This window comes from Amycolatopsis sp. AA4 (assembly GCF_002796545.1).
In the GTDB taxonomy this organism is placed as follows: domain Bacteria; phylum Actinomycetota; class Actinomycetes; order Mycobacteriales; family Pseudonocardiaceae; genus Amycolatopsis.
This window is the reverse complement of sequence record NZ_CP024894.1, coordinates 2,770,527-2,795,270: the sequence shown is the minus strand read 5'-3', so window position 1 is coordinate 2,795,270 and position 24,744 is coordinate 2,770,527. Positions and strand designations below refer to the sequence as shown.

The window sequence follows — 24,744 nt, the reverse complement described above, 5'->3', positions numbered from 1 at the left end:
CGCCTTCCGGTCGTCGTGCGCTCGTTCATCGCACCGCCGCGGTCGCGAACACCGGCGCGATCATGTCCACAATGGACTCTGTCGCGCGGGCGTCGGTGCTTTCGTCGCCGGTCGCGGCGAATTCGGCCAGTTCCAAGCCGAGGACGTCCGCGGCCGGGACGGCTTCGAGGATCTCGCGGATCTTGGCGGGCAGCAGGCCGTCCGGCACGTGGTAATCGGCCGGGACGGTGCCCGGTTCGAGCACGTCCCAGTCGATGTGCACCCAGACCCGCGCGCCGCCGACCGCCGCCGCGACCCGCTCGCCGGTGACGTCCGCCGGGGCGAGGATCCGGACGCCCGCCTTGTCCAGCAGCTCGCGTTCGGGCGCGTCGATATCGCGCGCGCCGACCAGGACGACCCGGCTGGGGTCGACGCCGGCCCCTTGCCCGCTGTCCCACAGGCCGCACGCGCCGGAGAGCGCCATTCCGCCCAGATAGCCCGATTCCGTGGTGTCCGGGGTGTGGAAATCGCCGTGCGCGTCGATCCACAGCACCGCGCAGTCCGGGTACGCCCGAACGGCTGCGGGCAGCGTCGCCAGGCTGGCCGAACAGGTGTTGGCCGCGAGCACCGTCCGCCGTCCGGCCGCGACGCTCGCCGAAACCGCTTGCGCCAGACCGGAAAGCGTCCTCTCGGCCGCGCGGAGGCTGGCCGGCCAGTCGTCGTCCTCCGGACCGGCGGGCGTGCCGACGTACCGCGGTTCGGCGCCGTACCGCTCTTCCAGCGCCCGCGCCGTGCGAGCCGCGCCCTCGATCATTCCCGCGCCGCGGTCGCCGATGCGGCCTTGGGAAACGATCACTTCCATCATCGCCTGTCTCCGATCAGATAGGGGCGGCTGCCCCGTCCGGCTGCGCGATTTCGGCTGCCCGGAAGGAAAACGGGCAGGTGTCGGTGCGGTCGACGTCTTCCTCGGGCAGGCCGTACTGCCACCATTCGAGCCCGGCGACGCCGTAGGAGCCGAGCTGGCGGGCGCGCGGGGCGCCGTCGTAGCGGTCGATCCTCGCCCGGATGTTGCTGCGGACCTTGCGGCCGCTCGGGGTGTCGCCCGCGACCGCGTCGAACCGCTCGCGCGGGTTGACCACGAGCACGAAATGCTCGCCGAGGTTGCGGCTGCGCCGGACCTCGTGCGCGGGGCTGCTCATGTTGAAGAACAACGGCATTCCGTTGAAGCACATGGACCACGAGCTTTCGCCGGGGTCGGTGCCGACGTTCTCCGGCCACGGGGCCGGGTCGACGTGGTGCAGCTTCTGGATCACCTTCCAGCCGAACGCCTGGTACCCGGCGACCGACCCGGCGGACACGGCCGCGGGCGAGAACACGATCAGCAACGGGTACGCGGTGTCGAGATGACCGTTCCAATTCCGGGAAAGCTCGACGTAATCGGCGAGTTCCGCGCCGAGCTTCGCGATCGCGTCCGGTCCGGCGTCCTCGGCGAAGGCGAACAGCAGCAGCCTCTTCCGGAACGCGTTTCTCGAGAACACGCAAGGGAAATCGCGGTCGGTGAGCTTGGACTCGACGTCGCGGAAGGCGCGGGCGCGCCAGTCGTTTCCGGACGTTTCGGCCTCCTGCTGGGTGATCAGGGTCGTGCTGCGGGATTCGAGCAGTCGATGCATTTCCGGCCCTCCGGGAATATTCTTCCTCGGGATACGTGGTCCTTTCCGCCGTCCGGCCGGGCCGCGGTCGCGCGGATGTCGGTCGAGCAGGAGTTTCTCCGGCGATCCCGCTGAACGGATTCCGGCCGGTCGACGGCCGCCCCGGTGCGGCGTCGATCGTCCGGGCACGGGTGCGCCGCCGGCCGCTGCGGACGGTGGCGCGCGTGGTCGTGCTCGTGCTCGGAAGCACGCCGCTCGGGGCGCGGCGTGCCGATTGGTTTCTGCGATTACGGGGTGTTCGCGCAGCCGATCGGTCCGGTGCCGCCGGCGGCGCGTCCGGGGCTCACCCGCACCCGTCCGTCCCGGCGCGGCGGTGTGCGAGAGCCGCGACGCGGAGCCGCTGGCGTTGTTCCCCCACTGGACCAGGGCTGCCCCACAGACTCTATGGAGCCCGGCAAACCCGCGCAGCGACCATCCGGGTGAACAACATTCTACGCGAATTCCCGAAATAACACGGAATGTGTCGAGACAAGCGCCGGAACCGACCAATTCGCCTGCGACATCCGGCGGAATCCGCGAGTACGGGCTTGCGATATCGCTTGCGACCACTGGTCCGGACCACTGAAACCGGCTGTCGCTGCGGACAAAACGCCTATGTCCACAGTAGACATTCGGTACGCGGGCGTTCCGCGCCGAAAACGTTCGGAATTTCTTGGCGAACTGCTCATCGGTGCTTCACGCGGCGGCTGAACTCCGCGCGGCGGGCAACCTGGTCCGGCGCGAAACCTATTTCCGGGAAGGCGCTCGTGACACCGCCCGATTTCTCGGCGACCGGGCCCCGGAGATCCTGCGCCGGCACGCCCTTCTCCTGGTCAAACCGGACGGCCTCGCTGCGCCCGGTGCTCGACTGGCTGGCCGGACAGGGATTTGCCGTGCGGGCCCGTGCAGCGTCCGGCCTGCTGGACCAGCACAACCGCAGCCTCAGCTACGTCCACGTCGCCGACGAGCCCGCGGACCTGATCCGGGAAATCGCGCTGCTGCTCGACCCGGCGCAGCGGCGAGAAACACTGAACGGACTCGCCGCTGGCTCCCCGACCGGTCTCCCGGTGCTTGAACAAGCTCTCGCGGCCGAAGCCGCCGCCACCCCCGCGTACCTTCGACCCCGGCGCGGCTGCGGACGCGCTCAAGCGGCGTCCGCTGTAACCAGCGCTACCTCGCCTGCGCGGTCCACGCCTCCGCGGAAACGGCTGGCAGCAACGCATGCGGCACCGGACGTTCGTTGTGCACCACGAACGACGCTGTCACGATCACGTCCCAGCGGTCGGCCTTCTCGAAGGGCACCAGCTCAGCCAGCTCGTCCCAGCTGATCCGGTCCCCGTCCGCCACGACGCGCCGCAACCGGGCCGCTGCGGCCTCGCCCGCCAGCGGGGCCAGCCGGGTCAGCGTCGCGTCGAGGTCCAGGTCGTGCGCCGGGCAGTCCGCTTCGAGGGCGGAGATCTCGGCTCGCGCCCGCGCCGTGCGGTCCTCGGCCAGGTGCGCGCGCAGGTCCTCGAGAAACCGGAGCCGCTCCGGACGGTCGAGGAAAATCGTCAGCTCGCGCACGATGTCCGCCGGTTCGTCGCCGACGTGCACGAAGTTCAGGATCCGGTTGGGCGGGTTCAGCTTCGTGCGCAAATGGTGCGGCCGGCGCTGTGCCGGATCGCCGACGCCCTTCAGCTCGCTCAGCCGGACCGTCGCGGGCAATCCCGCGACCGGGCGCACGTCGCGGGCCAGGAACAGCAGCACGTCGTTGGTGAGATACCAGAAGGTGCACAGCTGGAGCCGGTCGACGGTGTAGATGTGCCAGTCGTAACGCCACACCTCGCGCATCGAATGCCGGGTGTAGCCGAACCGGGTGGTGGCGACCGGCACGAAACCGTTGTCCGCCAGGTACTCCAGGATCGGGCCGAGCCTGCGCCCGACCACCGCGTCCGGTTTGGCCACGAGCATCGCCAGCCCGCCGAGCACCTCGGCCGCGTCGTCCCCGAAGACGGAAAGCACGTCCGCCCAGCCCTCGCGGAAGTACAGGTCGCAGCCGAACACCTCCCGTTTCTCTGGCACGACCGACAACCGCCGCCACTGCTCGGTCGTCGGCATCCCGGCGACCCGGTCCTCCCTGCCCGGCGTCCAGATCATCCGCTCATCCTGGCACCCCGCGCCGGGCTTCCCCCGTCCCGGCGTCCGCTGCGGGTATCGTCGGCGGCCCGGACGACAGGAAGGGTGGACGCGTGGCCAGGCAGCGGGTTCCGGTAGTGCTCGTGGCGGGTTTTCTCGGGGCGGGGAAGACCACGATGCTCAACCATCTGCTGGCCAACCGCCAAGGGGTCCGGGTCGGGGTGGTGGTCAACGACTTCGGCCAGGTGAACATCGACGCGCTCGCGGTCGCCGGGCAGGTCGACACGATGGTGTCGCTGGGCAACGGCTGCCTGTGCTGCGCGGTCGACGCGAGCGGGCTGGACGCGATGCTGGGCAAGCTGTCGCGGCCCGAGGCCGGCATCGACGTGATCGTGGTGGAGGCCAGCGGGATCGCCGAGCCCCGCGACCTGCTGCGGCTGATGATCGCCAGCGAGAACCCGGACATCCGGTACGGCGGGCTGGTCGAGGTCGTGGACGCGGTGGAGTTCGAGGCCACGCGGGCGCGGCATCCGGAGCTGACCGAGCATCTGCGCGTGGCCGACCTGGTGGTGCTCAACAAGGTCGACCGGGTCGAGGCGGACGTGCTGGCCAAGGTCCGGGCCGTCGTCGAGGAGCACGCGCCCGGGGTGCCGATGCTGGAGACCGAGCGGGGGCGGGTCGATCCGGGGTTGTTTTTCGATCCCCGGCCTCCGGAAGACTACGGACAGTTGTCTTTCGACGATCTGCGGGAACATGATCATTCCGAGCATTTGCACGCGCGGTACGAGAGCGTGACGTTCACCGCCGATCGGCCGCTTTCGCCTCGGCGGTTTCTCGCGTTTCTGGAGAGTCGGCCCGCTGGGCTTTACCGGGTCAAGGGCCAGGTGGATCTCGGGTCTGCCCAGTCCCGGTCGCGGTTCGGATTGCATACCGTCGGCGCGTTTGTGCAGGTCGAACGCTCGACCTGGGGTACTGGACCGCGACGGACCGAACTGGTGCTGATCGGGGCCGGGATTGATTCCGGCGCCATTGAGCGGCAGCTCGCGGCGTGTGTGGCCGAAGACGAAGCGCCGGACGAGCGGGGCCTTTTGCGGTTTCTCCGGTATCTGGACGAGCCCGAGGAAGAGCGCCACGCCGAAGAAGCGTAAAGGCGCGGATTTGCGGCAGCGGAGTCGCAGGATGTCTTCGTAGCTCGGACCAGCCTCTTTGGAGGACTAGTTCCATGGCGGAGACGATTGCGGCCCGGTGGTACCTCGTAGGTGCGCTGCCGGAGGACGATCCGGTCGCGCATGTGATGACTCGGGCGGACGATCTGCGGTACCGGCGGTCCGCGTGCGGGGAGCGGGAATCGCGCACCTGGACACCGATCGATCTGACCGCCCCGGGGACGGGGCACGTCACGCCTTGTCCCGGGTGCGCGGGCACTTTGGCCGGAGTGCCGGTAGGGGTCGGCGCACAGGAGCAGTTGGCGTTCGACCTGCCGTTGGGGTGAGGCCCGCCGGGTCATTCCTCGGCGGGCGCCTTCTTCGCCCGGCTCGGCGCGACCCGAGGCGGTTCGTTCGGCATCTTCGGATACACCGGCGGCCACGGCGCGTCCATCAGCCCGCCGGCCAGGTCCTCTCGCGACATTTCCAGCAGCGCCTCGATCGACTGCGGCCGGTCGTTCGCGCCAGCCCACGGATCTCCTCGTTCGGCGACCAGTGCCGGGACTGTCGAAAGCGTCAAGGTGTCCGGCTCTACTGTCGCCAGTTCGTCCCAGGCAATCGGCGTGGAAACCTGTCCGCCGACCCTCGGGCGCACACACCAAGCTCCGAAGACCGTCTTATGCGGCGCGTTCTGGTTGAAGTCCACGAAAACTCGCGAGCCGCGTTCTTCCTTCCACCACTGTGCGGTGATCAGGTCGGGATGCCGCCGTTCCAAAGCCCTTGCCAACGCCACCGCGGCGGCGCGTACTTCGTAGCCGTCCCAGCGCGGTTCCAGCATGGAATACAGGTGCAGGCCGCGCGAACCCGAGGTCTTCACGTAGACCTCGATCCCCAGCTCAGCGAGGAATTCGCGCACCAGTACCGCTGCTTCGCGCAGTTGCGGGAAGCCGATTCCGGGCGACGGGTCGAGGTCGATCCGCAGTTCGTCCGCGATTTCCAAGGCCGCCGCGCGGTTTGGCCATACGTGGAAGCCAAGACAGCCCTGGTTGACCGCCCACAGGATGTGCGCCAGATCCGCGGCGACCAGTGCGTCGCTGGTGGTGCCGTTCGGCGTGGAAACGACGGCGGTGGTCAACCAGGCAGGGGCGTTCTTGGGTGTGCGTTTCTGGAACCACGATTTTCCGCCCGCACCGTCTGGATAGCGTTCCAGCAGCAAAGGGCGTCCGCCGAGCCGGTCCAGCAGCGGACCCGCGACAGCTTGGTAATAGCGGACGAGATCGAGCTTGGTTTCTCCGCGTTCCGGGAAATAAACCTTGTCCGGACTGGAGATCGTCAATTCCACGCCGTCGACTTCCAGCGGCACGCCGCTCATCGGGCCTCCCCGAACAAATCCGCCAGTTCGGCCGGCGCGGCCTCTTCCAGTTGCGCGTAGGTGCACGATTCCGGGGTCCGGTCCGGACGGAAACGCACCAATCGTCCGCCGTGGCGGAAACGGCCGCCTTGCAGGTGTTCGTAGCGCACCTCGGCGACCTGTTCCGGGCGCAGCGGTTCCCACGACAGGTCCTTGTCCGGAGCCCACCGGCTGTTGGTGCCCGGCCGGCGCACCTCCTCGGACTGCCATTCCGCCCAGGTGCGCCACGGATGCCCGTCGAGCGCGTTCTCCCGCCACGGGGCCAGCTCCTCGACCAGCTCCCGCCGCCGCGCCGCGGTGAAGCTGCTCGCGACGCCGACGTGGTGCAGCGAACCCTCCTCGTCGTACAGGCCGAGCAGCAGCGATCCGACGCCCTTGCCGTCCTTGTGCCACCGGAAACCGGCCACGACGCAGTCCGCGGTGCGCTCGTGCTTCACCTTCAGCATGACGCGTTTGTCCTGCTCGTACGGCAGATCAGCGGGCTTCGCCATGACCCCGTCGAAACCCGCGCCCTCGAACCGGGTGAACCAGTCCTGCGCGGTGTCCGGATCCGTCGTGAGCGGGGTCAGGTGCACCCGCTGCAGGCCGGTCGACGGCGCGAAAATCCCCTCCAGCGCCCGCCGCCGTTCGGCGAACGGTTCCCCGGTCAGGTCCCGCTCCCCCAGCGCGAGCAGGTCGAACGCGACGAAGCTGGCCGGCGTCTCCTCCGCGAGCTTCCGGACGCGGCTGGCCGCCGGGTGCAGCCGCAGCTGCAACGCCCCGAAATCCAGCCCGCGCGGCGTGACCAGCACGATCTCGCCGTCGACCACGCATTTCTCCGGCAGCGCGTCGCGCAGCAGCTCGACCAGCTCCGGGAAGTACCGGGTGAGCGGCCGGTCGTTGCGCGAGCCGAGTTCGACCTCGTCGCCGTCGCGGAACACGACGCACCGGAAGCCGTCCCACTTCGGCTCATACCAGAACCCGCCGTCCCGCGGCACCTCGTGCACGGCTTTGGCGAGCATCGGCCGCACCGGCGGCATCAGGGGTAGCTCCACCTGCGCGATCCTAAGCGGACCAGAGGCTGACCTGCACCTTTTTACCAGCGCGCCAGCACCAGCCCGCCTCGCGGCTTCGGCGTGAAATACGTGGCCTTCCGCGGCATCCGCCGTCCCGCCGCGTGCACCGCCCGCACCGTCTCGAACGGCACCGGGGCCAGCTGCACCACCGCGTCCGCGTCCGGCGGGACCGGACTGCCCGGCAGCAGCGGGCGCACGTGCGGGCCGTCCGGGTCGAGGCCGAGCGCCGAGCCGAGGAGCGTTTGCTCCACCACCTCGTGGTCGATGATCAGCGGATCCGATTCGGGCAGCCGCATCCGCAGCACGCGCGATCCGGCCAGTACCACCGCCGTGCCCGGGCAACCAGGCGGAGTCGCGTCCGCCGACCAGGCCACGTCCAGCCCGGCCGCCTGCCAAGCCGCGTACAGGCTCTCCGCGGTGTGCCCGGTGCCGAGGAGCACCCGGTTGATCGCCCGGATCTCCAGCTGCGACCCCGCGGTGACCAAGGCCAGCAGCTGCCCGCTCCCGGCCGCCGCCGCGACCCGGTGATTCCCGTCCGCCACCAGCAGATCGCTCGCCGACGCGGCGTCCAGCAGCCGTTCCTGCAGTTCGCCCGGCCGCACCACCCACAGCTCGTGCGCCAGCCCCGCCCGGTCCACAGTGGACACGTCAGGATCCGCCGAACCCGCCGCTTCCTTGACCGCCGCGGTCAGCTCCGCGGCGTCGCCGACCGGCACGAGCAACGCGGCGCTCGTCGCGCACCCGAGGCCGTCCAGCACGGCCGCGCGCTCGGCGACCACCTCCGGATAGACCTCCTCGGTGTGCTTCACGTGCGCCCCGGCCGACGTCAGCTCGCGGACGTCGACCAGGCACAGCACGCCCGCGATGGTCTCGCCGATCCGGTACGCCGCGACGAACCCGGTTTCCGGCCGGTAATGCCCGGTCAGCAGCCGTTCGAGCGTCGCCCGGGCCTCCGGCAGCGCGGCCTCGACGTCCAGTCCGGCCGCCAGCGCCGCCGGAGTCCGCGCCGGATGCTGCGCGGCCAGCAGCGTGTCCCCGCGCGCCGTCGCGAGCGCCCTCGTCACCGCCTCGGGCTCGGCGAACTCGTCGACGTCCGGTCCCGGCACCGCGCCCTGGACGACCCAGCCCCGCTCGATCGGCCGCACCCATCTGTCCATCCCCCCATGATGACGGCCGGGCGAACAGTCGGGCACCGATCGATCGGCTGGGGAATGCTTGCCGGTGCGAAGGAGTTTATTCCCGGCATGGGTAGCACGAGCAGTCCGCCCGCGGCGAAACGCGCCGCCGTAGGCCTTCGTTCCGAGCGGGGCCCCGTCCTCGCCGCCGTCATGCTGAGCACCGGCCTCGTGGCCCTCGACAGCACCATCATCGCCACCGCGGTCCCCTCCGTGGTACGCGACCTCGGCGGGTTTTCCCAGTTCCCGTGGCTGTTCTCGATCTACCTGCTCACCCAGGCGGTCACCGTGCCGCTGTACGGCAAGTTCGCCGACGTACTCGGCCGCCGCCCGGTGATGTTCTTCGGCATCGCCGCGTTTCTCCTCGGCTCGGTGCTGTGCGGGGTCGCGTGGAGCATGCCGGTGCTGATCGCGGCGCGCGCGGTGCAGGGCATCGGCGCGGGCGCGGTCCAGCCGATCAGCATGACGATGGTCGGCGATCTGTACACGGTCGAGGAACGCGCCCGGGTGCAGGGCTACCTCGCCGGCGTGTGGGCGGTCGCCTCGGTGATCGGGCCGACGCTCGGCGGTGTGTTCGCCGAGTACCTCAGCTGGCGGTGGATCTTCTTCGTCAACCTGCCGCTCGGCGCGCTCGCCGCGTGGATGCTCTACCGCAAGTTCACCGAGCAGGTGAAACGCACGCGGCACAAGGTCGACTACGTCGGCGCGACCCTGCTGACGATCGGCTGCGCACTGCTGATCCTGGCCCTGCTCGAGGGCGGGGTCGCGTGGGGCTGGACGTCGGGGCCGAGCCTGGCGATCTTCGCCGTCGCCGTGCTGATGCTGGTCACGTTCGTGCTGGTCGAGCGGCGCGCGGAGGAACCCGTGCTGCCGCTGTGGGTGTTCACGCGCCGCACGCTGATCGGCGGGAACCTGGTCGCGCTCGTGACCGGCGCGGTGCTGCTGGGCTTCAGCTCGTTCCTGCCCACCTACTCCGAGGGCGTGCTCGGCACGGACGCGCTCACCGCGGGTTTCGCGCTGGCCGCGCTGACGATCGGCTGGCCCATCGCGGCGTCGCTGTCCGGAAAGATCTACCTGCGGATCGGATTCCGCGACACCGCGCTGATCGGCACCGGATTCCTGCTCGTCGGGGCGGTCCTGGCGGCGTTCCTCGGCCCGGACTCGGTGGTCTGGACGGCCGCGGCGGCCGTGTTCGTGGTGGGGATCGGGCTCGGGCTTTCGGCGAGCCCGACGGTCGTGGCCGTGCAGTCCACCGTCGGCTGGGAGCGGCGCGGCGTGGTGACCGCGACCAACATGTTCAGCCGTTCGCTGGGCAGCGCGGTCGGGACGGCGATCTTCGGCGCGATCGCGAACGCCACCCTCGCGGGCCGGTTCGCGAACCCGCCCGCGGCGGTCGCCGGACACCTTCCGACGAGCGTCGACGCCACGAGCCGCGTCCTCAGCGGCGCGCACGACAACTCGCCAGCGACGGCGTACGTCCGCGAATCGCTCGCCGGGGCCACGCACAACGTGTTCCTCGCGATCGTCGCCGTTTCGGTGGTGAGTGTCGTCGCGCTGCTGCTGATGCCCCGCAAGACCGAACAGCTGACGTTCTAGTTCCCGTTCTAGTTCTGCAACGGCACGAGTTCGCGCACGAAATCGTCGAGGAACTGCCGGTAGTCGCCGGAGTATCCCGGCCGGACCACGAATTTCGTGAGTCCGGCCTCGATGTGCTGCTCGATCATCCGGCGCGCCTCGGCCCAGCTCGTGGGCACGAGATCGGTGGCCGGACGGCCCGGATTGCGCTGCTGCGCCACCGCCCGCAGCCTTTCCGGGATTCCGTGCGGCGCCAGCACCATGCTCAGTCCGAAGTGGTCCGATTCGATCTCCCGGCCGGCGTCCGCGGCGGCTTCCTGGATCGCCAGCCGTGCCGCGCGGGACTGCTCCGGCGTGTGGAAACTGCCGAGCCAACCGTCGGACAACCGGCCCGCGCGGCGCAACGCCGCCGGGGCGGACCCGCCGAGCCAGACGTCGAGCCGCTTCGCCGGACGCGGGCCGATCGTCACGCCGTCGACCTGGAAAAACTCGCCGTCGAAGGACACGTCGTCCTGTTCGAGCAGCAGCCGCAGCAACGCGAGCGACTCGTCGAACACCGCCGCGCGACGGCCTTCCGGCACCGGGAACAGGGCGCGTTCCGCGGGCTGCGCCGGCAGCAGGCCGAACACCGGGAGCACCCGTTTCGGAGCCAACCCGGCCAGCGTGACCAGCTGTTTCGCGACCAGCACCGGATTGCGTCCGGGCAGGATCGCGACGCCGGTGCCCACTTTGAGCCGTTCGGTGCGGGCCAGCGCGTGCGTCATCCCGATCAACGGGTCGACGTCCGGCGAGTACACCACCTCGGACAACCACAGCGAGTCGACGCCCGCCGCCTCCGTCGCCTCCGCCAAACCGGTGAATTCCGCCGGCCCGGTCCCGAGTCCCGGAGCCACCCCCACCCGGATCTTGTCCACGCTCGCTCCGCTCTGTCGGCACGTTCCCCTCGGCAGAACCGGATCCCGGCGCGAGTTCTTCCCGCTCAGGCGGTCGCTTCGATGACCCGGCCGAGCGCGGCGTGCAATGCCTCGAGTTCGGAGACCTCCATGCCGAGCCGCTCGACGACGCGGTACGGGATCTTCTCCGCCTCGGCGCGCAGCTCGCGCCCCTTGTCGGTGAGCTCGACGGTCAGCTGGCGTTCGTCGGCCCGGCTGCGGCCGCGGGTCACGTACCCGATCGCCTCCAGCCGTTTGAGCAGCGGCGACAGCGTCGCGGGCTCGTGCCGCAACGCCGTGCTGAGGTCCTTGACCGACCGCGGCGACTGCTCCCACAGCGCCAGCATCACCAGGTACTGCGGATGGGTCAGCCCGTGCGGCTCCAGCAGCGGCCGGTAAATCGCGATCACGCTGCGCGAAGCGACCGACAGCGCGAAGCAGACCTGCCGGTCGAGCTTCAGCGGGTCCTCGCCAAGGTCGATCTCGGCCACTCGTCCTCCTCGTGCTCGGGCCTACTCTAGCGCGGGCTGCACCACACTATTAGTTAGCGTACTAATCATTAGGGTACTGTGGCCGCAAACCCCGAGGAGGAGCGATGACCGACCGGCCCGGCGTTCTCCGCTGGTTCGTCTACGCCGTGAGCGGGCGGCTTCCCGAGCGCTACCGCGACTGGCTGCTGCACGACGCGACGTCCAAGCACTGGAAGGCCCGGCACGTCCTGCGCGCGACGGTGGGCATCGCGCCGCTGTGCCTGGTCTGGCTGCTGCTGCCGGCCCCGCTCGGGCTGCGGCTGGCGATCGTGCTGATGGCCGCGCTGGTGTCGTACTTCTACTCGTGCGCGTACATGGAGGAAAGCATCGACCACCGGTTGTCCCGCAACGGTTTCCCGCCCGGGACCGGCAAGCGGATCCGGCGCGAGAAAGCCGCCGAGGCCAACGCCGAGGCGACCGCCCGGTACATCGCGGCCTACCGGCAGGACCCCGCCGACTAGACTCGGGAGCCGATGAGACGCAAGCGCCCGGCCCCGATCCCGCCCCGGCACGGCCTGGACCCGGCCCGGCTGCGGCTGCCCGAGGAGGGGCCGTGGACGACCCTGCTGGAGCACCTGGTCGAACGCCTGCCCCGGGTCGCCCCCGCGCGGATCGAGGAAATGCTGCACGAGCAGCGAATCCACGGCGAGGACGGTCCGCTGGGCATCGACGCGGCCTATGTGCCCGGTTCGTTCATCTGGTTCCACCGCGACCTGCCGGACGAGGTGCCGGTGCCGTTCGACGTCACCGTCCTGCACCGCGACGACCACCTGCTCGTAGTCGACAAACCGCATTTCCTGGCGACCATCCCGCGCGGGCGGCACGTGCTGGAAACCGCCTTGGTGCGTCTTCGCCGTTCGCTGGACCTGCCCGCCCTCTCCCCCGCGCACCGCCTCGACCGCGTGACGGCCGGGTTGGTGATGTTCGTGATCACGCCGTCCGCACGCGGGGCGTACCAGACGATGTTCCGCGATCGGTTGGTGCACAAGGAATACGAAGCGATCGCGCCTTATGACCCGACTTTGGAGCTGCCCCGGGTGGTGCGCAGCAGGATCGTGAAGGAACGCGGCGTGCTGGCCGCGCAAGAGGTGCCCGGGCCACCGAACGCCGAGTCCACAGTGGAGCTTCTCGAACACCGGGACGGACTGGGCCGCTACCGCCTCACGCCCGCGACCGGACGCACGCACCAACTGCGGGTGCACATGTGCTCCTTGGGGATTCCGATCCTTGGCGACGATTTTTATCCGGAGCTGCACGAGAAACCGCTGAACGACTTCACGAAACCGTTGCAGCTGCTGGCGAAAGTGCTGGAATTCGACGACCCGCTGACCGGGGAGCACCGCCGGTTCACCAGCCGCCGGACGCTGTCGGCGTGGGATTCGCTCGACGCATGGGCTAGTTGACGGATACGGCGAGGAAGTGCGCGCTGGCGTTGATCAGGAGCGGGTCTTGCTCGGTCAGGCGAGCGCAGCGAAGGGCCGCGTTCGCGCGTGCGTCGAATTCTCGATCCCGGCCACGTCTAGCGCGGGCCAGGCCGGCCCTTCCACTCCGTACACGGAAATCCTGTTCAGGCCAGCGGTTTCCAGCTCGTCGCGCAGCTCGTCCGCGGTGTGAAAATGCGCGGGAACGAAACCGACGTGGCCGTCATAGCGGCCGGTGTCGATCAGAGCTCTTACCGCCGGGGTTAACTCCTCGGTGAGCTGACCATTGGTTCCGGTCTCCATGACCGAGAGATAGCGGCTGATCGCAGCGGCGACCACAATGCCTCCTGGGCGAAGCACACGCCGGGCTTCGGCAAGCGCTTGCTCGCGATCACCGGAGTCCGTCAGGTGATAGAGCGGACCCATTAACAGCACGACATCCGCACTGTTTTCTGGCCAAGGCAAGGTTCGCGCGTCGCCGACTTCCGCTGTGACGCCTTCGATTTCAGCCGCCTCCGCGACGTGCCTCGGCACGGGATCGACTACGTGCACCGAATGTCCGTCCGCGGCCAGCCAACGGGCGTGCACACCAGTCGCCCCGCCGACGTCGAGCACTCTCTGCCCAGTCGGCGGTATCGCTCGCCGCACGAGTTCTTGCGTGCGCAGAAATTCCAGCCTGCCGTGCGGCGATCTGACCAGCCGCGCGCTCTCCGTGGTCTCGGTGCCGTAGTGCTCAACCAAAGTCATGGCCGCAACAGTGACCGAATTCCCCTGCCACAGCAACGGATTTCCGACCGGACGGGTGCCCGGCGGCGGCAGGCACCCGTCGCGGCGATCACCTGGTCCAGAACTTGATTCCGCTCCACTGCACGGTGATCGGCCCCGCGCCGCTCGCCGTCCGGTACGACCCGAACTTGTCGTAATAACTACCCGATGGGCTGGAATCGGTCTGCTTCAGCGAGCCGTTGATGTATACCTTGTGGGAGCTGCCCACTTGATTGATCGTGTTCACCCGCACGGAAGTCCCGACCGTCGCGCCGGTCGCCACCGTCTGGCCGTTCTCCACGGTGTAGAGCCGTCCGCCCTTCTCCACCGCCAGCAGGAAATACGGCCCGGCGTCCGACCCGTCGCGGAACGTCTGCTTCAGGCTGATCCGCGAACCGCCCATGCTGGTGATCTTGAACGAGCCCTCGAACTGGTGCGTGCCGCCGGTGTAGGTCTCGTAGCGGCGCTCGGCCCGCTGTTCGCCGCTGCCGTCGGAGCAGGTCAGCGTGAAGGTGAGCCCGCCGATGTGGCCGCAGCCCTTCTGTTGTTCCTGGTAGCTCGGCGACCAGGGTTTCCAGGTGCCGCCGCCGACCTGGGCGTCCGCGACCGGGGCGAGAATCGCGATCCCGCACACCGCCGCCGCCAGTGCTCCGCCGATCCGGGTTCTCGTGCGCACGTGCCAACCTCCGTGGAACTCAGGGCGGCGGCAGCGGTACAGGTCCAGACCACTGGCTGCTCACTGTAAGTCCCCCGGCCGGTCGCGGACAAGGCCTCCTCCCTTGACGACTTTGTTTGTCACTGCTTGGCTCAGGGGATGCAGGACGTCGAAGTGATCGAGGACCCCGCCGTCGCGGCGGCCGCGCTGGACCCGGTGCGCGCCCGCCTGCTGGCCGCGCTGACCGAACCGGCGTCCGCCGCGGCGCTGGCCGCCCGAGTGGGCCTGACCAGGCAAAAGGTCAACTACCATCTGCGCGCGCTCGAATCGCACGGCCTCGTCGAACCCGCCGGAACCCGCCAGTGGGGCGGCCTCACCGAACGGCTTTTCGCCGCCACCGCCAGCGCCTACCTGGTCTCCCCCGCCGCCCTCGGCGCCGCCGGTTCCGCCAGCGTGAAGCCGGACCGCCTGTCGGTGAGCTACCTGCTCGCCGTCGCCGGCCGCACCCTCCGCGAGGTCGCCGGCCTGGCCCGACGCGCGGCCCGTGCGGGAAAACCTCTCTCGACGCTGACCCTGGACACGGAAATCGCCTTCGCCTCCGCCCGCGACCGTTCCGCGTTCACCGACGAGCTGACCACCCTCGTGACCGACCTGGTGTCCCGCTACCACAACGAATCCGCCCCCGACGCCCGCCTGCACCGCCTCGTCGTCACCGCGCACCCCAAGCCTGCGGAGTAGTTCATCCGAACAGGTGTTCGAATGTCGTGTAGATTGGAGGCATGAGTCAGGCATTCCAGGGCTCGCTGTTCGGTGCCAGCGGGCCAGCCACCCTAGGCCCGCTCTCCGGCGTGCAGCGCACCGAGTTAGGGCAAGGCGCGTGGATCGACGTCCTGCCCGGGTGGCTCGAGGGCTCCGACGAGCTGTACGAACACCTGGCCGCTGAGGTCCCGTGGTACGCGGAGCGTCGTCAGATGTACGACCGGGTCGTGGCTGTGCCGCGGCTGCTGTGCTTCTACCGGGAACACGCGCCGCTGCCGCACCCCGTTCTCACCGAGGCGCGAGAGGCGCTGTCCGCCCACTACGCAGCCGAACTGGGCGAACCGTTCCGCACGGCCGGACTCTGCTACTACCGCGACGGCCAAGACAGCGTCGCCTGGCACGGCGACGACCTAGGCCGCGGCCGAACCGAAGACACGATGGTGGCGATCCTGTCCGTCGGCGCCGCCCGCCACCTGGCCCTACGCCCACGAGGCGGCGGGGAATCCCTGCGGTACCCGCTGGGCCACGGAGATCTGATCGTGATGGGCGGGTCCTGCCAGCGGACGTGGGAACACGCGATCCCGAAGACCGCCCGCGCGGTGGGGCCTCGGATCAGCATCCAGTTCCGCCCGAGAGGGGTGAGATGAAAGGTCCGGCGAGAGCGGTGTCGCGAGGGGCTGCGGCGACGAGTTGCGGTGACGAGGTTGCGAGTACCTGGCCGGGCTGAGTTCGACCCGGCTGTCTTGGCCATCGCGGGGCGCTGTCTGGTCAGTTAGGTCGTCTGGTGCGTTCGTCAGTGCACTCCGGACTCGGCCGTGCCGCCGCACGCCACCGCGGCTGGTTCCCCCAGGTCGCCTCGCCCGTTCATCAGCACACTGCCGATTCGTCGGCGCACCGCTACTCGGCCGCGCAGCCCTGCACCCCAGACGCCGCCGGTCCAGCCAAGCCGCCTCGCCCATCCATCAGCGCTCCGCTGACTCGTGCCGCCCTGCACACCATCCGCACGCCGCCGGTCCAGCGAGCCCACCTCGCACGGCCGCGAACGCACCCCGACTCGCCCTGCCGCACCCACCGCGCACCGCCGGTCCGCCCGCCCTCACGCACCGCCGATTGAACAACCCGCGCACGGCGGCTGCCGTCGGTGTGGCCATCGCCGAGCCATCCACCGGAACCCGCAGCAGCAAAGTCACTCCCACCGCCGCACGACACCCGCGCACCAACCGGGCCTGCCCCGAGGCGACCACCCGGGCGCCCAGCGATCCGGCCTCAGTCCACCAGCACCGGCAGCGAGTCGAGTCCGTACACGATCGACACCTTCCGGAACGCCAGCTCCTCCGGCTGCACCGCCAGCCGCAGGTTCGGGAAGCGCCGGACCAGTGCCGGGTACGCCGCCCGCAGTTCCATGCGGCCCAGTTCCGCGCCGATGCACCGGTGGATCCCGTACCCGAACGCCAGGTGCGAGGACGGCTCGCGGGTCGGGTCGAAGCGGTCCATGTCGCCCTTGCCGAGCACTGGATCGCGGTCCGCGACCGACAGCGACACCAGCACGATGTCGCCCTCGCTGATGTGCACGCCCGCGATGTCCATGTCCTGCTTCGCGAACCGCGGGAACGCCATCTGCACCACCGTCAGGTACCGCAGCAGTTCCTCGACGAACCGGTGCACCGAATCGTCGTCGCCGCGGACCGCCTCGAACGCCGCGGGGTCGCGCAGCACCACCAGCGCGCCCAGCGCCAGCATGCTCGCCGTGGTCTCGAGGCCGCCGGTCAGGATGCCGTCGGCGAGACCGGCGAGTTCGCGGTCGTCGATCTCGTCGCCGTGCTCCTTGATCAGCATGCCGAGCAGACCGTCGCCGGGCTGTTCGCGCTGTTTGCGCACGATCTCCAGCAGGTACCCGAGCGATTCCGAGATCGCCCCCAGCGACGCGCCCGCACCGCTGAACAGGTCGAACCGCGCGGTGCTCAGCCGCTGGAAGTCCGCCCGGTCCTCATAGGACACGCCGAGCAGCTCGCAGATCGTGAGCGACGGGATCGGCAGCGCGAACTGCTCCCACAGGTCGACCGGCCCGTCCGCGGCGGCCATCGCGTCCAGTTGCTCCGCGACGATTTCGTCGATCCGCGGCGTGAGCCGAGAAAGCCGGCGCATCGTGAACTCGGGCGTCAGCAGCTTCCGCAGCCGCGTGTGGACCGGCGGATCGGCGAAGCCGAGGCCGCCCGGGTTCTGGTCCTCGGTGACGCCCGCGTTGCCGACGAGGTTCGTGAAATCGTTGCTGAACTCCGTGCCCTTCCCGAGGACGGCCTTGGCCTCCTCGTACCCGGTCACGAGCCAGGCGTTCATCCCGAACGGCAGGTCCAGCTTGCTGATCGGCGCCTCGCCGCGCAGCCGGCCGAGGTCCGGAAGCGGGTCGAGGCCCTGGCGGCGCAACGGCTCCAACGCCGAATCCGGCAGCAGCGCCATCTTCTCGAGATCGAAACCGCGCTTCTGCTGGCGGGCAAGGTAGCGGCGGCCGGCCCAAGCGAGGATGCGCGAACGGAGACTCCCCATGGCGGCGACAGTACCGCAACCACCCCTCGCTCCGGTCCCGGGCGGAGACGCCCGTCACCCCGTGACCAGCGCAAGTCCACAGTGGACTCCCGTCACCCGGCCAGGTGACGGCCTCCGGGAATTGTCAGACCCCCCGGACAGAATGGCTCGCGTCGGCACGACTTGCGTGACCAGCCGGTCGCAGCCGGTGAAAACACGCGACGCGAGTCCCGTGAGGGGTTCGCGAAGAAAGGGAGGAACCGGATGACTGCGGCGCTGATCGGGCGGCCTCACCTCGCTGCGACCGTGCCTGCGCAGCTCTCGCGCGCCACGGCCAGCCACGCCCTGGTCGTCGCCGAGGCCGGAATCGGCGAGATCACGCTGGTCAGCGCACTGGCGGACGACGCGCGCGCTCGTCCTCTGCGGTACCTGCGGGGAGTCCGGGCCCGCGCCGGGCTCTTGGCCGTGGGTCCAGGTCATGCGCGCGCTGCGCCGGAAACCAGCCCCGCACGAACGGGCCGCCGCCAGCTCGCCGACGCTGTCCGCGCTGCTCGGCGAAACCCCCGAGCGGCCCGACGCCGTCGCCCGGGCGCTGGCCACGGTGGCGCAGGAACGCCCAGTGGTCGTCATCCTCGCCGACCTGCGCTGGGCAGACCCGGCCTCGCTGCCGCTGATCGAGTTCGCGGACCGGCACACCTGGGTCGAACAGCCGCTCATCGGCACCTACCGCGACGTCGAGGCGGACGCGCCCAGCCATCCTCTGCACGAGCTGATGCCGCCGCTGGCCGTGAAAGCGACCACGATCACGCGCACTGGCTTGGACGAAACCGGAGTCACCGAGCTGATGAACCGCACCGTGGGCGCGGATCCGGGTGCCGAACTGGCCGCCGACGAGCACCGGTGGAACCCGTCCTTCGTGGCGCAGACAGCGCCGTTGTGGCGCAGCGGGAGCACACAGCCCCCGGAGTCGCCGACGCACGCCAGCGGCGGGCTGTCCCTCTCCTCCGGCCAGTCACCGAACTACTCACGAACGCCGCAGTGCTCGGCCGCGAATTCGCCGATCAAGTTTGTCCGCGAGGCACAGGCAAGACACTGCGGCGGCAACGCGGTCGAACCCCTCTCGCTCGGCCGCGTCCGGCTGGAACTCGCCGCCCGCACCACGATCCTCCGGGTACTGGCGACAGCACGGCTACGCGCAGCTCCTCGTCCGCACTTCTTGGAAGCCAGACCGGCGCGGCTGGCCACGGCCCGGCTGAGCTACTTCGCCAAGGCCGACAGCAGCCCACTGCCAAGCGGCCGGGGGTGTGGGAACGGATCCACCACGGCTGCGCACAACCAGGGCTCGTTCGTCGTGGCGAACGTCAGGCGATTCGCCGCCAATCAAATGGCAACGAGGCCAGCGTCGGGGGCAGAATCACGGCATGGACCCGGAGCTGCCCACTGTCGGCATGCGTTTGTGGCGCGCTGATGCCGTTGTGCTGTTCGACTGGCTGATGACCGTCGACCTGGACACGGTGCCGATCACCCATCCCGCGCAGAAACAGGCGCTCGTCGACCTGCTGTCCGGATTGGAATACGCGACGGACCGCGACGTCGCTGGGTCCACGGCCGAGGAAATCGCGGCCGCGCAGGAAGAAGTCGCCAAGGACATGGGCTGGTAGATGCGTCGCGGGCAATCTCGACAACCCACAGTCGCCCACGCCAGGAGCGGGCCGGGGTGCGCACACCAAACGCTTGGTACCCGTGACCGGCGAAGCGTCGGGAACAACCCCGCCGGTCACGGAAGCCTCACTCTTCCCGCAACGCCAGCGCCACCGCGCCCAGCAGCGCCGCGTCCTGGTCGAACCGCGCCGGTACCAGCTCCGGCGGGAACGGCACCGCCGCCGCCAAGCGTTCCCGCAAGGCAGGCAGCAACACGTCAGCCGACCGGACCAAACCGCCGCCCACCGCGATTCGGGCGGGGTCGAAGGCGATCGCCAGGTTCGCCACGTGCATGGAAAGCTCGTCCAGCGCCGAAGCGACGAGTTCCTTCGCCTCCGGGTTTTCCCGCGCCAGGGCGAACAACTCGCCCGCCGTGACCGGGCGGCCGAGCAGCGCGGTTGCCCGCGTGCCCAGCCACCGGCCTCCGACGGCTTCTTCCAGCGGCGCCGCTCCGCTGGCGAAACCGTCGGCGTCTTGGGGGGTGCGCAGGTTGTACCCGATCTCCCCGGCCGCCCCGTTGGCACCGGTCAGCAGGCGGCCGCCGACCAGGACCGCGGCGGCTATTCCGGTGCCCAGGGAGAGGAAGACCGCGGGGTCGGCTCCCTTCAACGTGCCCCAGGTCCATTCCGCCAGCGCCGCGGCTTTGGCGTCGGTGCCGACCGCGACCGGGACGGCGGGGAAGGCCGCGGACACCAGTTCGGCCAGGCGGAGTTCTTCCCAGCCGGGCACGTTCGGGGCCAGCAGGATCCGGTCCGGCAGCACGATTCCCGGGCTGACCACGCCGATCGCGGCCGGCGGGGAACCGGCGGCCAGTTCGGCAGCGGCGGCCAGGGCCCGCGTGACCACCTGTTCGGCGCCTGCTTCGGCGTCGGTGTCCAGGCGGCGGGTCGCGAGCAGCGTGCCGGTCCGGTCGGACAGACCCAGCGCCACTTTCGTGCCGCCGAAGTCGATGCCCAGGATCAGGTCGTCCGATGTCACTCGCGGGTCCCCTCGATGACCGGCGGGACAGCCTCCTGGCCGTCCCGGTGCGGACCGGCGGGCACCACGACCCGGCCGGTGTTGAACCCGTCGACGCTGACGGTCGGGGCCGCGCCGTGCAGGTCGGCGGCCCGGTAGCGGACGGTCAGCGTCTGCGACTGGCCCGGCCACAACGTGATGTCGTTGTCGTCCCAGAGCGCGGCCGGCAGCTGGGATCCGTCGGTGGACCGGCGAACGTCCGCGCGCAGGAAGAAGCCGACCGCGGAGGTCTTCGACGTGTTGGCGACCGTCACCGTCGTCGCGGTGTCCGTGCCGTCCGGGCCGCGCGACGGGCGGGTCGACGCGGACACGTTGGCCTGTGACTTCGGCAGCTCGCGCAGGCCGGTGAGATCACCGTACTGGCTCATCGTGGCCTGCGGATTCTGCAGCGTTTTCGCCCAGTCGACCACGTCCTTCTGCGTCGACATCCAGTAGACGTTCCGGTCCACGACCTTCCCGCCCTGGCGCACCTCCAACTCCACGAAATACGTCTGTGCCTTCACCGGCGCCTTCGTCTCCACCGGGACCTTCGGCTTCAGCAACCCGGTCGCGACGCCCTGGCTGTCCAGCGAAACCGCCGGAGCGGTCTGGTCGTCGAGGACCTTGCCCGCGGTGTCGTACACCTTGGCCTGCACGGAAATCCCGTTCTGCCGCGCGGCGCCCAGGTTGGACAGCGCGACCGTGCCGGTGTCATAGGCGTACAGCGCGTGCAGCGGCTTGTTCGCCTTCTGCGCACCGAAATACGCGCCCGGCTGGTCGCCGTCGTTGTTGTACAGCGCCCACAGCAGCGTCGGCCAGCCCTTGTTCAGCTGCCAGTACACCACGCCGGTCGACGGGTTCTGCTTGTCGTTGGCGTGCGCGAGGAACGCCTCGAACTGGGAACGGGTGTTCTCGTAGTTCGCGATCTGCGCGGACTCCACATAGGACTCCAGCGAATCCCATTTCCCGTACCGGCGGGCGATCGACTCGTCCAAGGTGTACAGCGTGCCGAACTTGTAGCCGCCGTGCCCGGACTCGTAATTCGCGTGGTACTGGTTGTACGCCGGGTCCTGCCACAGTTTCGCCTGCTCCTCCGGCGACAGGAACCGCCGGAGCGAATCCAGCGTCGGCACGGTGTGCCCGGCGCTCTGCTCGCTCGCGAACCCCCAAGCGCCGCCCGCGTTCGTGCGGCTCGGGTCGGTCTTGTCGAAGGTCGACGAGTCGTACCAATAGGTCGGCGGGACCCAGTCGTACGGGCCCTCCTTCTCCCCCGACGGGCCGAGCGTCTTGGTGCTCTTGTACTCCGCCGACGCGATCACCGGGACGTCCCAATCGGCGGCCTTGAACGCGCTCAGCGTCTCGGTTTCCTGCCGCGGGATCGGCTCGTTGTCGCTCCAGCCGTAGGTGATCACGCTGGGGTGGCCGCGTTCGGCCTGCGCGATCGAATACGCGGAATCGTGCATGATCCGGTAGTCGCGGTCGGTCAGTTTCTCCGGATGCTCCGGCTGCCAGGCGTCGCAGCAGAGGAATCCGCCGAGGACCAGCAGTCCGGCGCGGTCGGCCTGCGCGTAGAAGTCCGCGGGCATGTCGTGGCCCTCGAGCCGGACGCCGGACAAGCCCAGGTTCTTGATCAGCGCCAGCTGGTGCGCGATGTCGGCCTTGTCGTAGCGCAGGAACAGGTCCGGCGCGAAACCGCCGCCGCGGAACACGAAATCGCGGCCGTTGATCGCGAACTTCCGCGCACCGTCCGGCAGCGCCGGGGACTTGCCGATCAGCTTCGACGTCACCGTCCGGATCCCGAATGTGTCCGACGACGACGTCGAGACCACGCCGCCCTGCGAAACTGTCGTACCCAAGGTGTACAACGGCTGGGCACCCATCGAGTACGGCCACCACACTTGCGGCTTGACGATCCTCAACTGCGGGAATTTCGCCGGCGTGAACGTCACGGTTTGCTTGGTGTGCGCGGGAATCGTGACGGTCTGCCTGGCCACGATCGGCGCGCCCCGGCCCGGCGGCGTGACGGTCGCGGTGACCTCGCCGGTCTGCGGCGTGCCCGCGTCATTGGTGACGTCGACCTTCGCGGTCAGCGAAGACGTCGACAGATCCGCCGCGTTGTCCTGCACGACGTGCGCGTTGTCGCCGCTGAGCGCGTCCGACAGTTGCAGCGTCGGCGGGAACTGCAGGCCGGTGTTGTTGTCCGGCACAATCTGCGCCCAGTCGGCTTGATCGAGCGTGTACATCGAATTCGGGTCGTTCGGGTACATCTTGACCGCGAGCGTGTTCTTGCCCGGCCGCAGGAGTTTCGTGACGTCGAAGGTGTGGCTCGCGTACGCGCCGCTCACCACGTCTTTGCCCGCGACGAGCGAGCCGTTCAGCCAGACGTCGCCCTCGCCGACGACACCCGGGATGGTCAGCTTCGCGTTCTTGCCCGGCCGGAAACCGGGGTTGAACTCGGTGCGGAACCACCACGGGTCCTTGAACTGCTTCGTGACGACCGGCCCGCGCTTCGTCTGGTAGCCGAAGCATTTGCGCATGTTGTCGGAGTAGAACACATCACGGCACTTGCCGTTTTGCACCAGCGCGTTGATCTCGGTGCCCGGCGCGCCCGCGTCGTCCGGCTTCACCTTCAGCCAGCCGCGCGTCGGGTAGCCGGGCTTCGACACCGCGGGGCCGTCGTCCTTGACCTGCGCGGTCGTCAGCACTTGCCAGCCGTCGAGACCGATCGTCGACGGTCCCTGCGGACGCGCCGCCGCCGTTTCCGGCTGCTGGGCCGAAGCGGTGGCCGAAACGACGCCGGGCACGAGGACCAGCGCGGCGATCCCGGCGATCAGCGGTTTCCTCACGACTCCACCCCCGCGGCCGGTTGAGACGCGAACGCCTCGCGGATTTCCTTGGGCCCGAACGGCCACACCTTTTCCTTGGCGGCATAAAACGCGAAGGCGATGACCCCGAGAACGATCCATGCGGCCGTCAGCCACTTCGACAACGGCGTAGCGGAATGGAACACGTAAACCCACCCGAGCGCCGCGATGATCGTCGGCACCGGATACAGCACCTGCCGGTACGGCCGCTTGAGGTGCGGCTGCCGGCGGCGCAGCACGACGATCGCCGCGACCTGCGCCAGCGACTGGATGATCACCAGCACGGTGACCGCCGCGTTGATCACGTCGGTCAGGGTGAACAGCGAACCGATCGCCGTGATGACGCCCATCGCGAGCACGCCCGCGGTCGGGAGGTTCAGCTTCGGGTGCAGTTTGCCGAACACCGGCAGGAACACCTTGTCGCGCGCGGCTTCGAACGGCACCCGCGACCCGCCGAGCAGGCCGGCGAACACCGAACCGACCGCGGCGATCACGATGAAGACGGTGACGATCTTGGCGGCCACCGAACCCCACGCCTGCTCCAGCACCGACGACGCCACCGACGTCGCGCTCTTGATCGACTCCAGCGGCTGCGAGCCGAGGACGCCGACCTGGAGCAGGAAGTAGAGCGTCATGATGCCGAGGATGGAGAAGATGATCGAACGCGGAAGCGTGCGGCCCGGGTTCCGGACCTCGCCGCCGAGGTACGCGCTCGTGTTGTAGCCGAGGTAGTCGTAGACGGCGATGACGAGACCCGCGCCGAGACCGGACCAGAACGCGCCGCCCGAGCCGAAGGCGCCGGGAGTGAAGGCGAACGCCTGGTGCGCGTCGAAGTGCGTGAACGCCGCGATGATCACCGCGAAGACGGCGAACAGCATGATCAGGAACAGCGCGGTGGTGAGCTTGCTGATCTGGCCGATGCGACGGAACAGAGCAAGCACGATCAGCACGACGAGGCCGATGCCGATGGCCTTGCCCAGCGGGGTGACGCCGTCCGCGTCGGTCACGCCCGGCACGAGGTAGCCCAGGTACTGGACCAGCCCGATGATGCCGGTGGACATGATGAGCGGGATGAACAGCACCGCGCTCCAGGCGAAGAGGAACGGCATCAGCCGGCCGGAGCGGTACTGGAACGCTTCGCGCAGGTAGATGTAGGTGCCGCCGGCCCCGGGCAGCGCCGCGCCGAGTTCGGCCCACACCAGCCCGTCGGCGAGCGCGATGATCGCGCCGATGATCCAGCCGAACATCGCCTGCGGGCCGCCCATGGTCGCGACCATCGCGGGGATGGTGACGAACGGGCCGATCCCGCACATCTGCGTCATGTTGATCGCGGTCGCCTGCAGCGGCCCGATCCGGCGTTCGAGACCGTTCCCCGGAAGGGTCGCGGAGTCCCCCGGGCGGGTGGGTGAGCTCACGTCGTGCCTCCATCCAATAGTTAGTAAAGCTTCTTAACAT

General features: G+C 69.5%; 24 protein-coding genes. 9 read left to right on the top strand and 15 right to left on the bottom strand.

The window, feature by feature from the left end; translation table 11 throughout:
- Positions 1-25: 25 nt before the first annotated feature.
- The 4 genes from CU254_RS13190 to CU254_RS13175 all read right to left on the bottom strand — a co-directional run bounded on the left by CU254_RS13190 (position 26) and on the right by CU254_RS13175 (position 3,803).
- Positions 26-844, bottom strand: a complete 819-nt coding sequence (locus tag CU254_RS13190; protein WP_037713525.1) for an arginase family protein — start codon at positions 842-844, stop codon at positions 26-28.
- Between the two features lie 13 nt (positions 845-857).
- On the bottom strand, positions 858-1,649 hold the full coding sequence (locus CU254_RS13185; protein WP_009076379.1) for a YqcI/YcgG family protein: 792 nt from the start codon (positions 1,647-1,649) through the stop codon (positions 858-860).
- Positions 1,650-2,500: 851 nt separating this feature from the next.
- Positions 2,501-2,815 (bottom strand): hypothetical protein, encoded by a 315-nt coding sequence (locus tag CU254_RS13180; RefSeq protein ID WP_050788165.1) that lies wholly within the window; start codon positions 2,813-2,815, stop codon positions 2,501-2,503.
- Between the two features lie 22 nt (positions 2,816-2,837).
- Complete coding sequence (locus CU254_RS13175; RefSeq protein ID WP_009076377.1) at positions 2,838-3,803, bottom strand: nucleoside-diphosphate kinase; 966 nt, start codon at positions 3,801-3,803, stop codon at positions 2,838-2,840.
- A 92-nt stretch (positions 3,804-3,895) separates the two neighbouring features.
- On the opposite strand from CU254_RS13175, the gene CU254_RS13170 reads away from it, so the two are divergent.
- The gene (locus tag CU254_RS13170) at positions 3,896-4,930 is read left to right on the top strand and encodes a GTP-binding protein (RefSeq protein ID WP_009076375.1); all 1,035 of its coding nucleotides are present in this window, start codon (positions 3,896-3,898) and stop codon (positions 4,928-4,930) included.
- A gap of 74 nt (positions 4,931-5,004) precedes the next feature.
- Positions 5,005-5,274, top strand: coding sequence for a hypothetical protein (locus tag CU254_RS13165; RefSeq protein WP_009076374.1), 270 nt, complete (start codon positions 5,005-5,007; stop codon positions 5,272-5,274).
- An 11-nt stretch (positions 5,275-5,285) separates the two neighbouring features.
- Here the strand turns inward: CU254_RS13165 and ligD are convergent, their stop codons facing one another.
- From ligD to CU254_RS13150, 3 genes are read right to left on the bottom strand one after another with little or no spacing between them, the layout of a single operon-like run.
- Complete coding sequence (gene ligD / locus CU254_RS13160; RefSeq protein ID WP_009076373.1) at positions 5,286-6,299, bottom strand: non-homologous end-joining DNA ligase; 1,014 nt, start codon at positions 6,297-6,299, stop codon at positions 5,286-5,288.
- On the bottom strand, positions 6,296-7,372 hold the full coding sequence (locus CU254_RS13155) for an ATP-dependent DNA ligase (protein ID WP_009076372.1): 1,077 nt from the start codon (positions 7,370-7,372) through the stop codon (positions 6,296-6,298). The genes ligD and CU254_RS13155 overlap by 4 nt, the downstream gene beginning before the upstream one ends.
- A gap of 41 nt (positions 7,373-7,413) precedes the next feature.
- Positions 7,414-8,550 carry a DUF1015 family protein gene (locus CU254_RS13150; protein WP_009076371.1) on the bottom strand — a complete coding sequence of 379 codons (1,137 nt, stop codon included), beginning with the start codon at positions 8,548-8,550 and terminating at the stop codon, positions 7,414-7,416.
- An 87-nt stretch (positions 8,551-8,637) separates the two neighbouring features.
- On the opposite strand from CU254_RS13150, the gene CU254_RS13145 reads away from it, so the two are divergent.
- On the top strand, positions 8,638-10,164 hold the full coding sequence (locus CU254_RS13145; protein WP_009076370.1) for an MDR family MFS transporter: 1,527 nt from the start codon (positions 8,638-8,640) through the stop codon (positions 10,162-10,164).
- An 8-nt stretch (positions 10,165-10,172) separates the two neighbouring features.
- On the opposite strand, the gene CU254_RS13140 is transcribed toward CU254_RS13145, so the two are convergent.
- Both CU254_RS13140 and CU254_RS13135 read right to left on the bottom strand, forming a co-directional pair.
- Positions 10,173-11,057 (bottom strand): TIGR03854 family LLM class F420-dependent oxidoreductase, encoded by an 885-nt coding sequence (locus CU254_RS13140; RefSeq protein WP_009076369.1) that lies wholly within the window; start codon positions 11,055-11,057, stop codon positions 10,173-10,175.
- A 65-nt stretch (positions 11,058-11,122) separates the two neighbouring features.
- A complete protein-coding gene (locus CU254_RS13135; protein ID WP_009076367.1) occupies positions 11,123-11,566 on the bottom strand; it encodes a MarR family winged helix-turn-helix transcriptional regulator in 444 nt (147 codons plus the stop codon).
- A gap of 104 nt (positions 11,567-11,670) precedes the next feature.
- On the opposite strand from CU254_RS13135, the gene CU254_RS13130 reads away from it, so the two are divergent.
- Positions 11,671-12,066, top strand: a complete 396-nt coding sequence (locus CU254_RS13130; RefSeq protein WP_009076365.1) for a DUF5313 domain-containing protein — start codon at positions 11,671-11,673, stop codon at positions 12,064-12,066.
- Between the two features lie 12 nt (positions 12,067-12,078).
- Positions 12,079-13,008 (top strand): RluA family pseudouridine synthase, encoded by a 930-nt coding sequence (locus tag CU254_RS13125; protein WP_009076363.1) that lies wholly within the window; start codon positions 12,079-12,081, stop codon positions 13,006-13,008.
- Positions 13,009-13,062: 54 nt separating this feature from the next.
- Here the strand turns inward: CU254_RS13125 and CU254_RS13120 are convergent, their stop codons facing one another.
- Positions 13,063-13,773: a class I SAM-dependent methyltransferase gene (locus tag CU254_RS13120; RefSeq protein ID WP_199841132.1), complete on the bottom strand. Its 711-nt coding sequence runs from the start codon at positions 13,771-13,773 to the stop codon at positions 13,063-13,065.
- A gap of 88 nt (positions 13,774-13,861) precedes the next feature.
- Positions 13,862-14,467 carry a hypothetical protein gene (locus tag CU254_RS13115; protein WP_009076358.1) on the bottom strand — a complete coding sequence of 202 codons (606 nt, stop codon included), beginning with the start codon at positions 14,465-14,467 and terminating at the stop codon, positions 13,862-13,864.
- Positions 14,468-14,605: 138 nt separating this feature from the next.
- Here CU254_RS13115 and CU254_RS13110 point away from each other — a divergent pair, with 138 nt between their 5' ends.
- Complete coding sequence (locus CU254_RS13110) at positions 14,606-15,184, top strand: helix-turn-helix domain-containing protein (protein ID WP_037713516.1); 579 nt, start codon at positions 14,606-14,608, stop codon at positions 15,182-15,184.
- Positions 15,185-15,225: 41 nt separating this feature from the next.
- Positions 15,226-15,852: an alpha-ketoglutarate-dependent dioxygenase AlkB gene (locus CU254_RS13105; protein ID WP_009076355.1), complete on the top strand. Its 627-nt coding sequence runs from the start codon at positions 15,226-15,228 to the stop codon at positions 15,850-15,852.
- Positions 15,853-16,471: 619 nt separating this feature from the next.
- Here the strand turns inward: CU254_RS13105 and CU254_RS13100 are convergent.
- A complete protein-coding gene (locus CU254_RS13100; protein WP_037713514.1) occupies positions 16,472-17,749 on the bottom strand; it encodes a cytochrome P450 in 1,278 nt (425 codons plus the stop codon).
- Between the two features lie 457 nt (positions 17,750-18,206).
- Here CU254_RS13100 and CU254_RS13095 point away from each other — a divergent pair, with 457 nt between their 5' ends.
- Together CU254_RS13095 and CU254_RS13090 are read left to right on the top strand one after the other, a co-directional pair.
- Entirely contained in the window at positions 18,207-19,196 is a 990-nt protein-coding gene (locus CU254_RS13095) for a hypothetical protein (RefSeq protein WP_009076351.1), read from the top strand.
- A complete protein-coding gene (locus tag CU254_RS13090) occupies positions 19,177-19,389 on the top strand; it encodes a hypothetical protein (protein ID WP_234392821.1) in 213 nt (70 codons plus the stop codon). Before CU254_RS13095 ends, CU254_RS13090 begins: the two co-directional genes overlap by 20 nt.
- A 127-nt stretch (positions 19,390-19,516) precedes the next feature.
- On the opposite strand, the gene CU254_RS13085 is transcribed toward CU254_RS13090, so the two are convergent.
- From CU254_RS13085 to CU254_RS13075, 3 genes are read right to left on the bottom strand one after another with little or no spacing between them, the layout of a single operon-like run.
- Positions 19,517-20,407: an ROK family protein gene (locus CU254_RS13085; RefSeq protein WP_009076349.1), complete on the bottom strand. Its 891-nt coding sequence runs from the start codon at positions 20,405-20,407 to the stop codon at positions 19,517-19,519.
- Complete coding sequence (locus tag CU254_RS13080) at positions 20,404-23,271, bottom strand: beta-mannosidase (RefSeq protein WP_009076347.1); 2,868 nt, start codon at positions 23,269-23,271, stop codon at positions 20,404-20,406. Before CU254_RS13080 ends, CU254_RS13085 begins: the two co-directional genes overlap by 4 nt.
- Positions 23,268-24,704 (bottom strand): APC family permease, encoded by a 1,437-nt coding sequence (locus CU254_RS13075; protein WP_009076345.1) that lies wholly within the window; start codon positions 24,702-24,704, stop codon positions 23,268-23,270. The genes CU254_RS13080 and CU254_RS13075 overlap by 4 nt, the downstream gene beginning before the upstream one ends.
- Positions 24,705-24,744 lie beyond the last annotated feature (40 nt).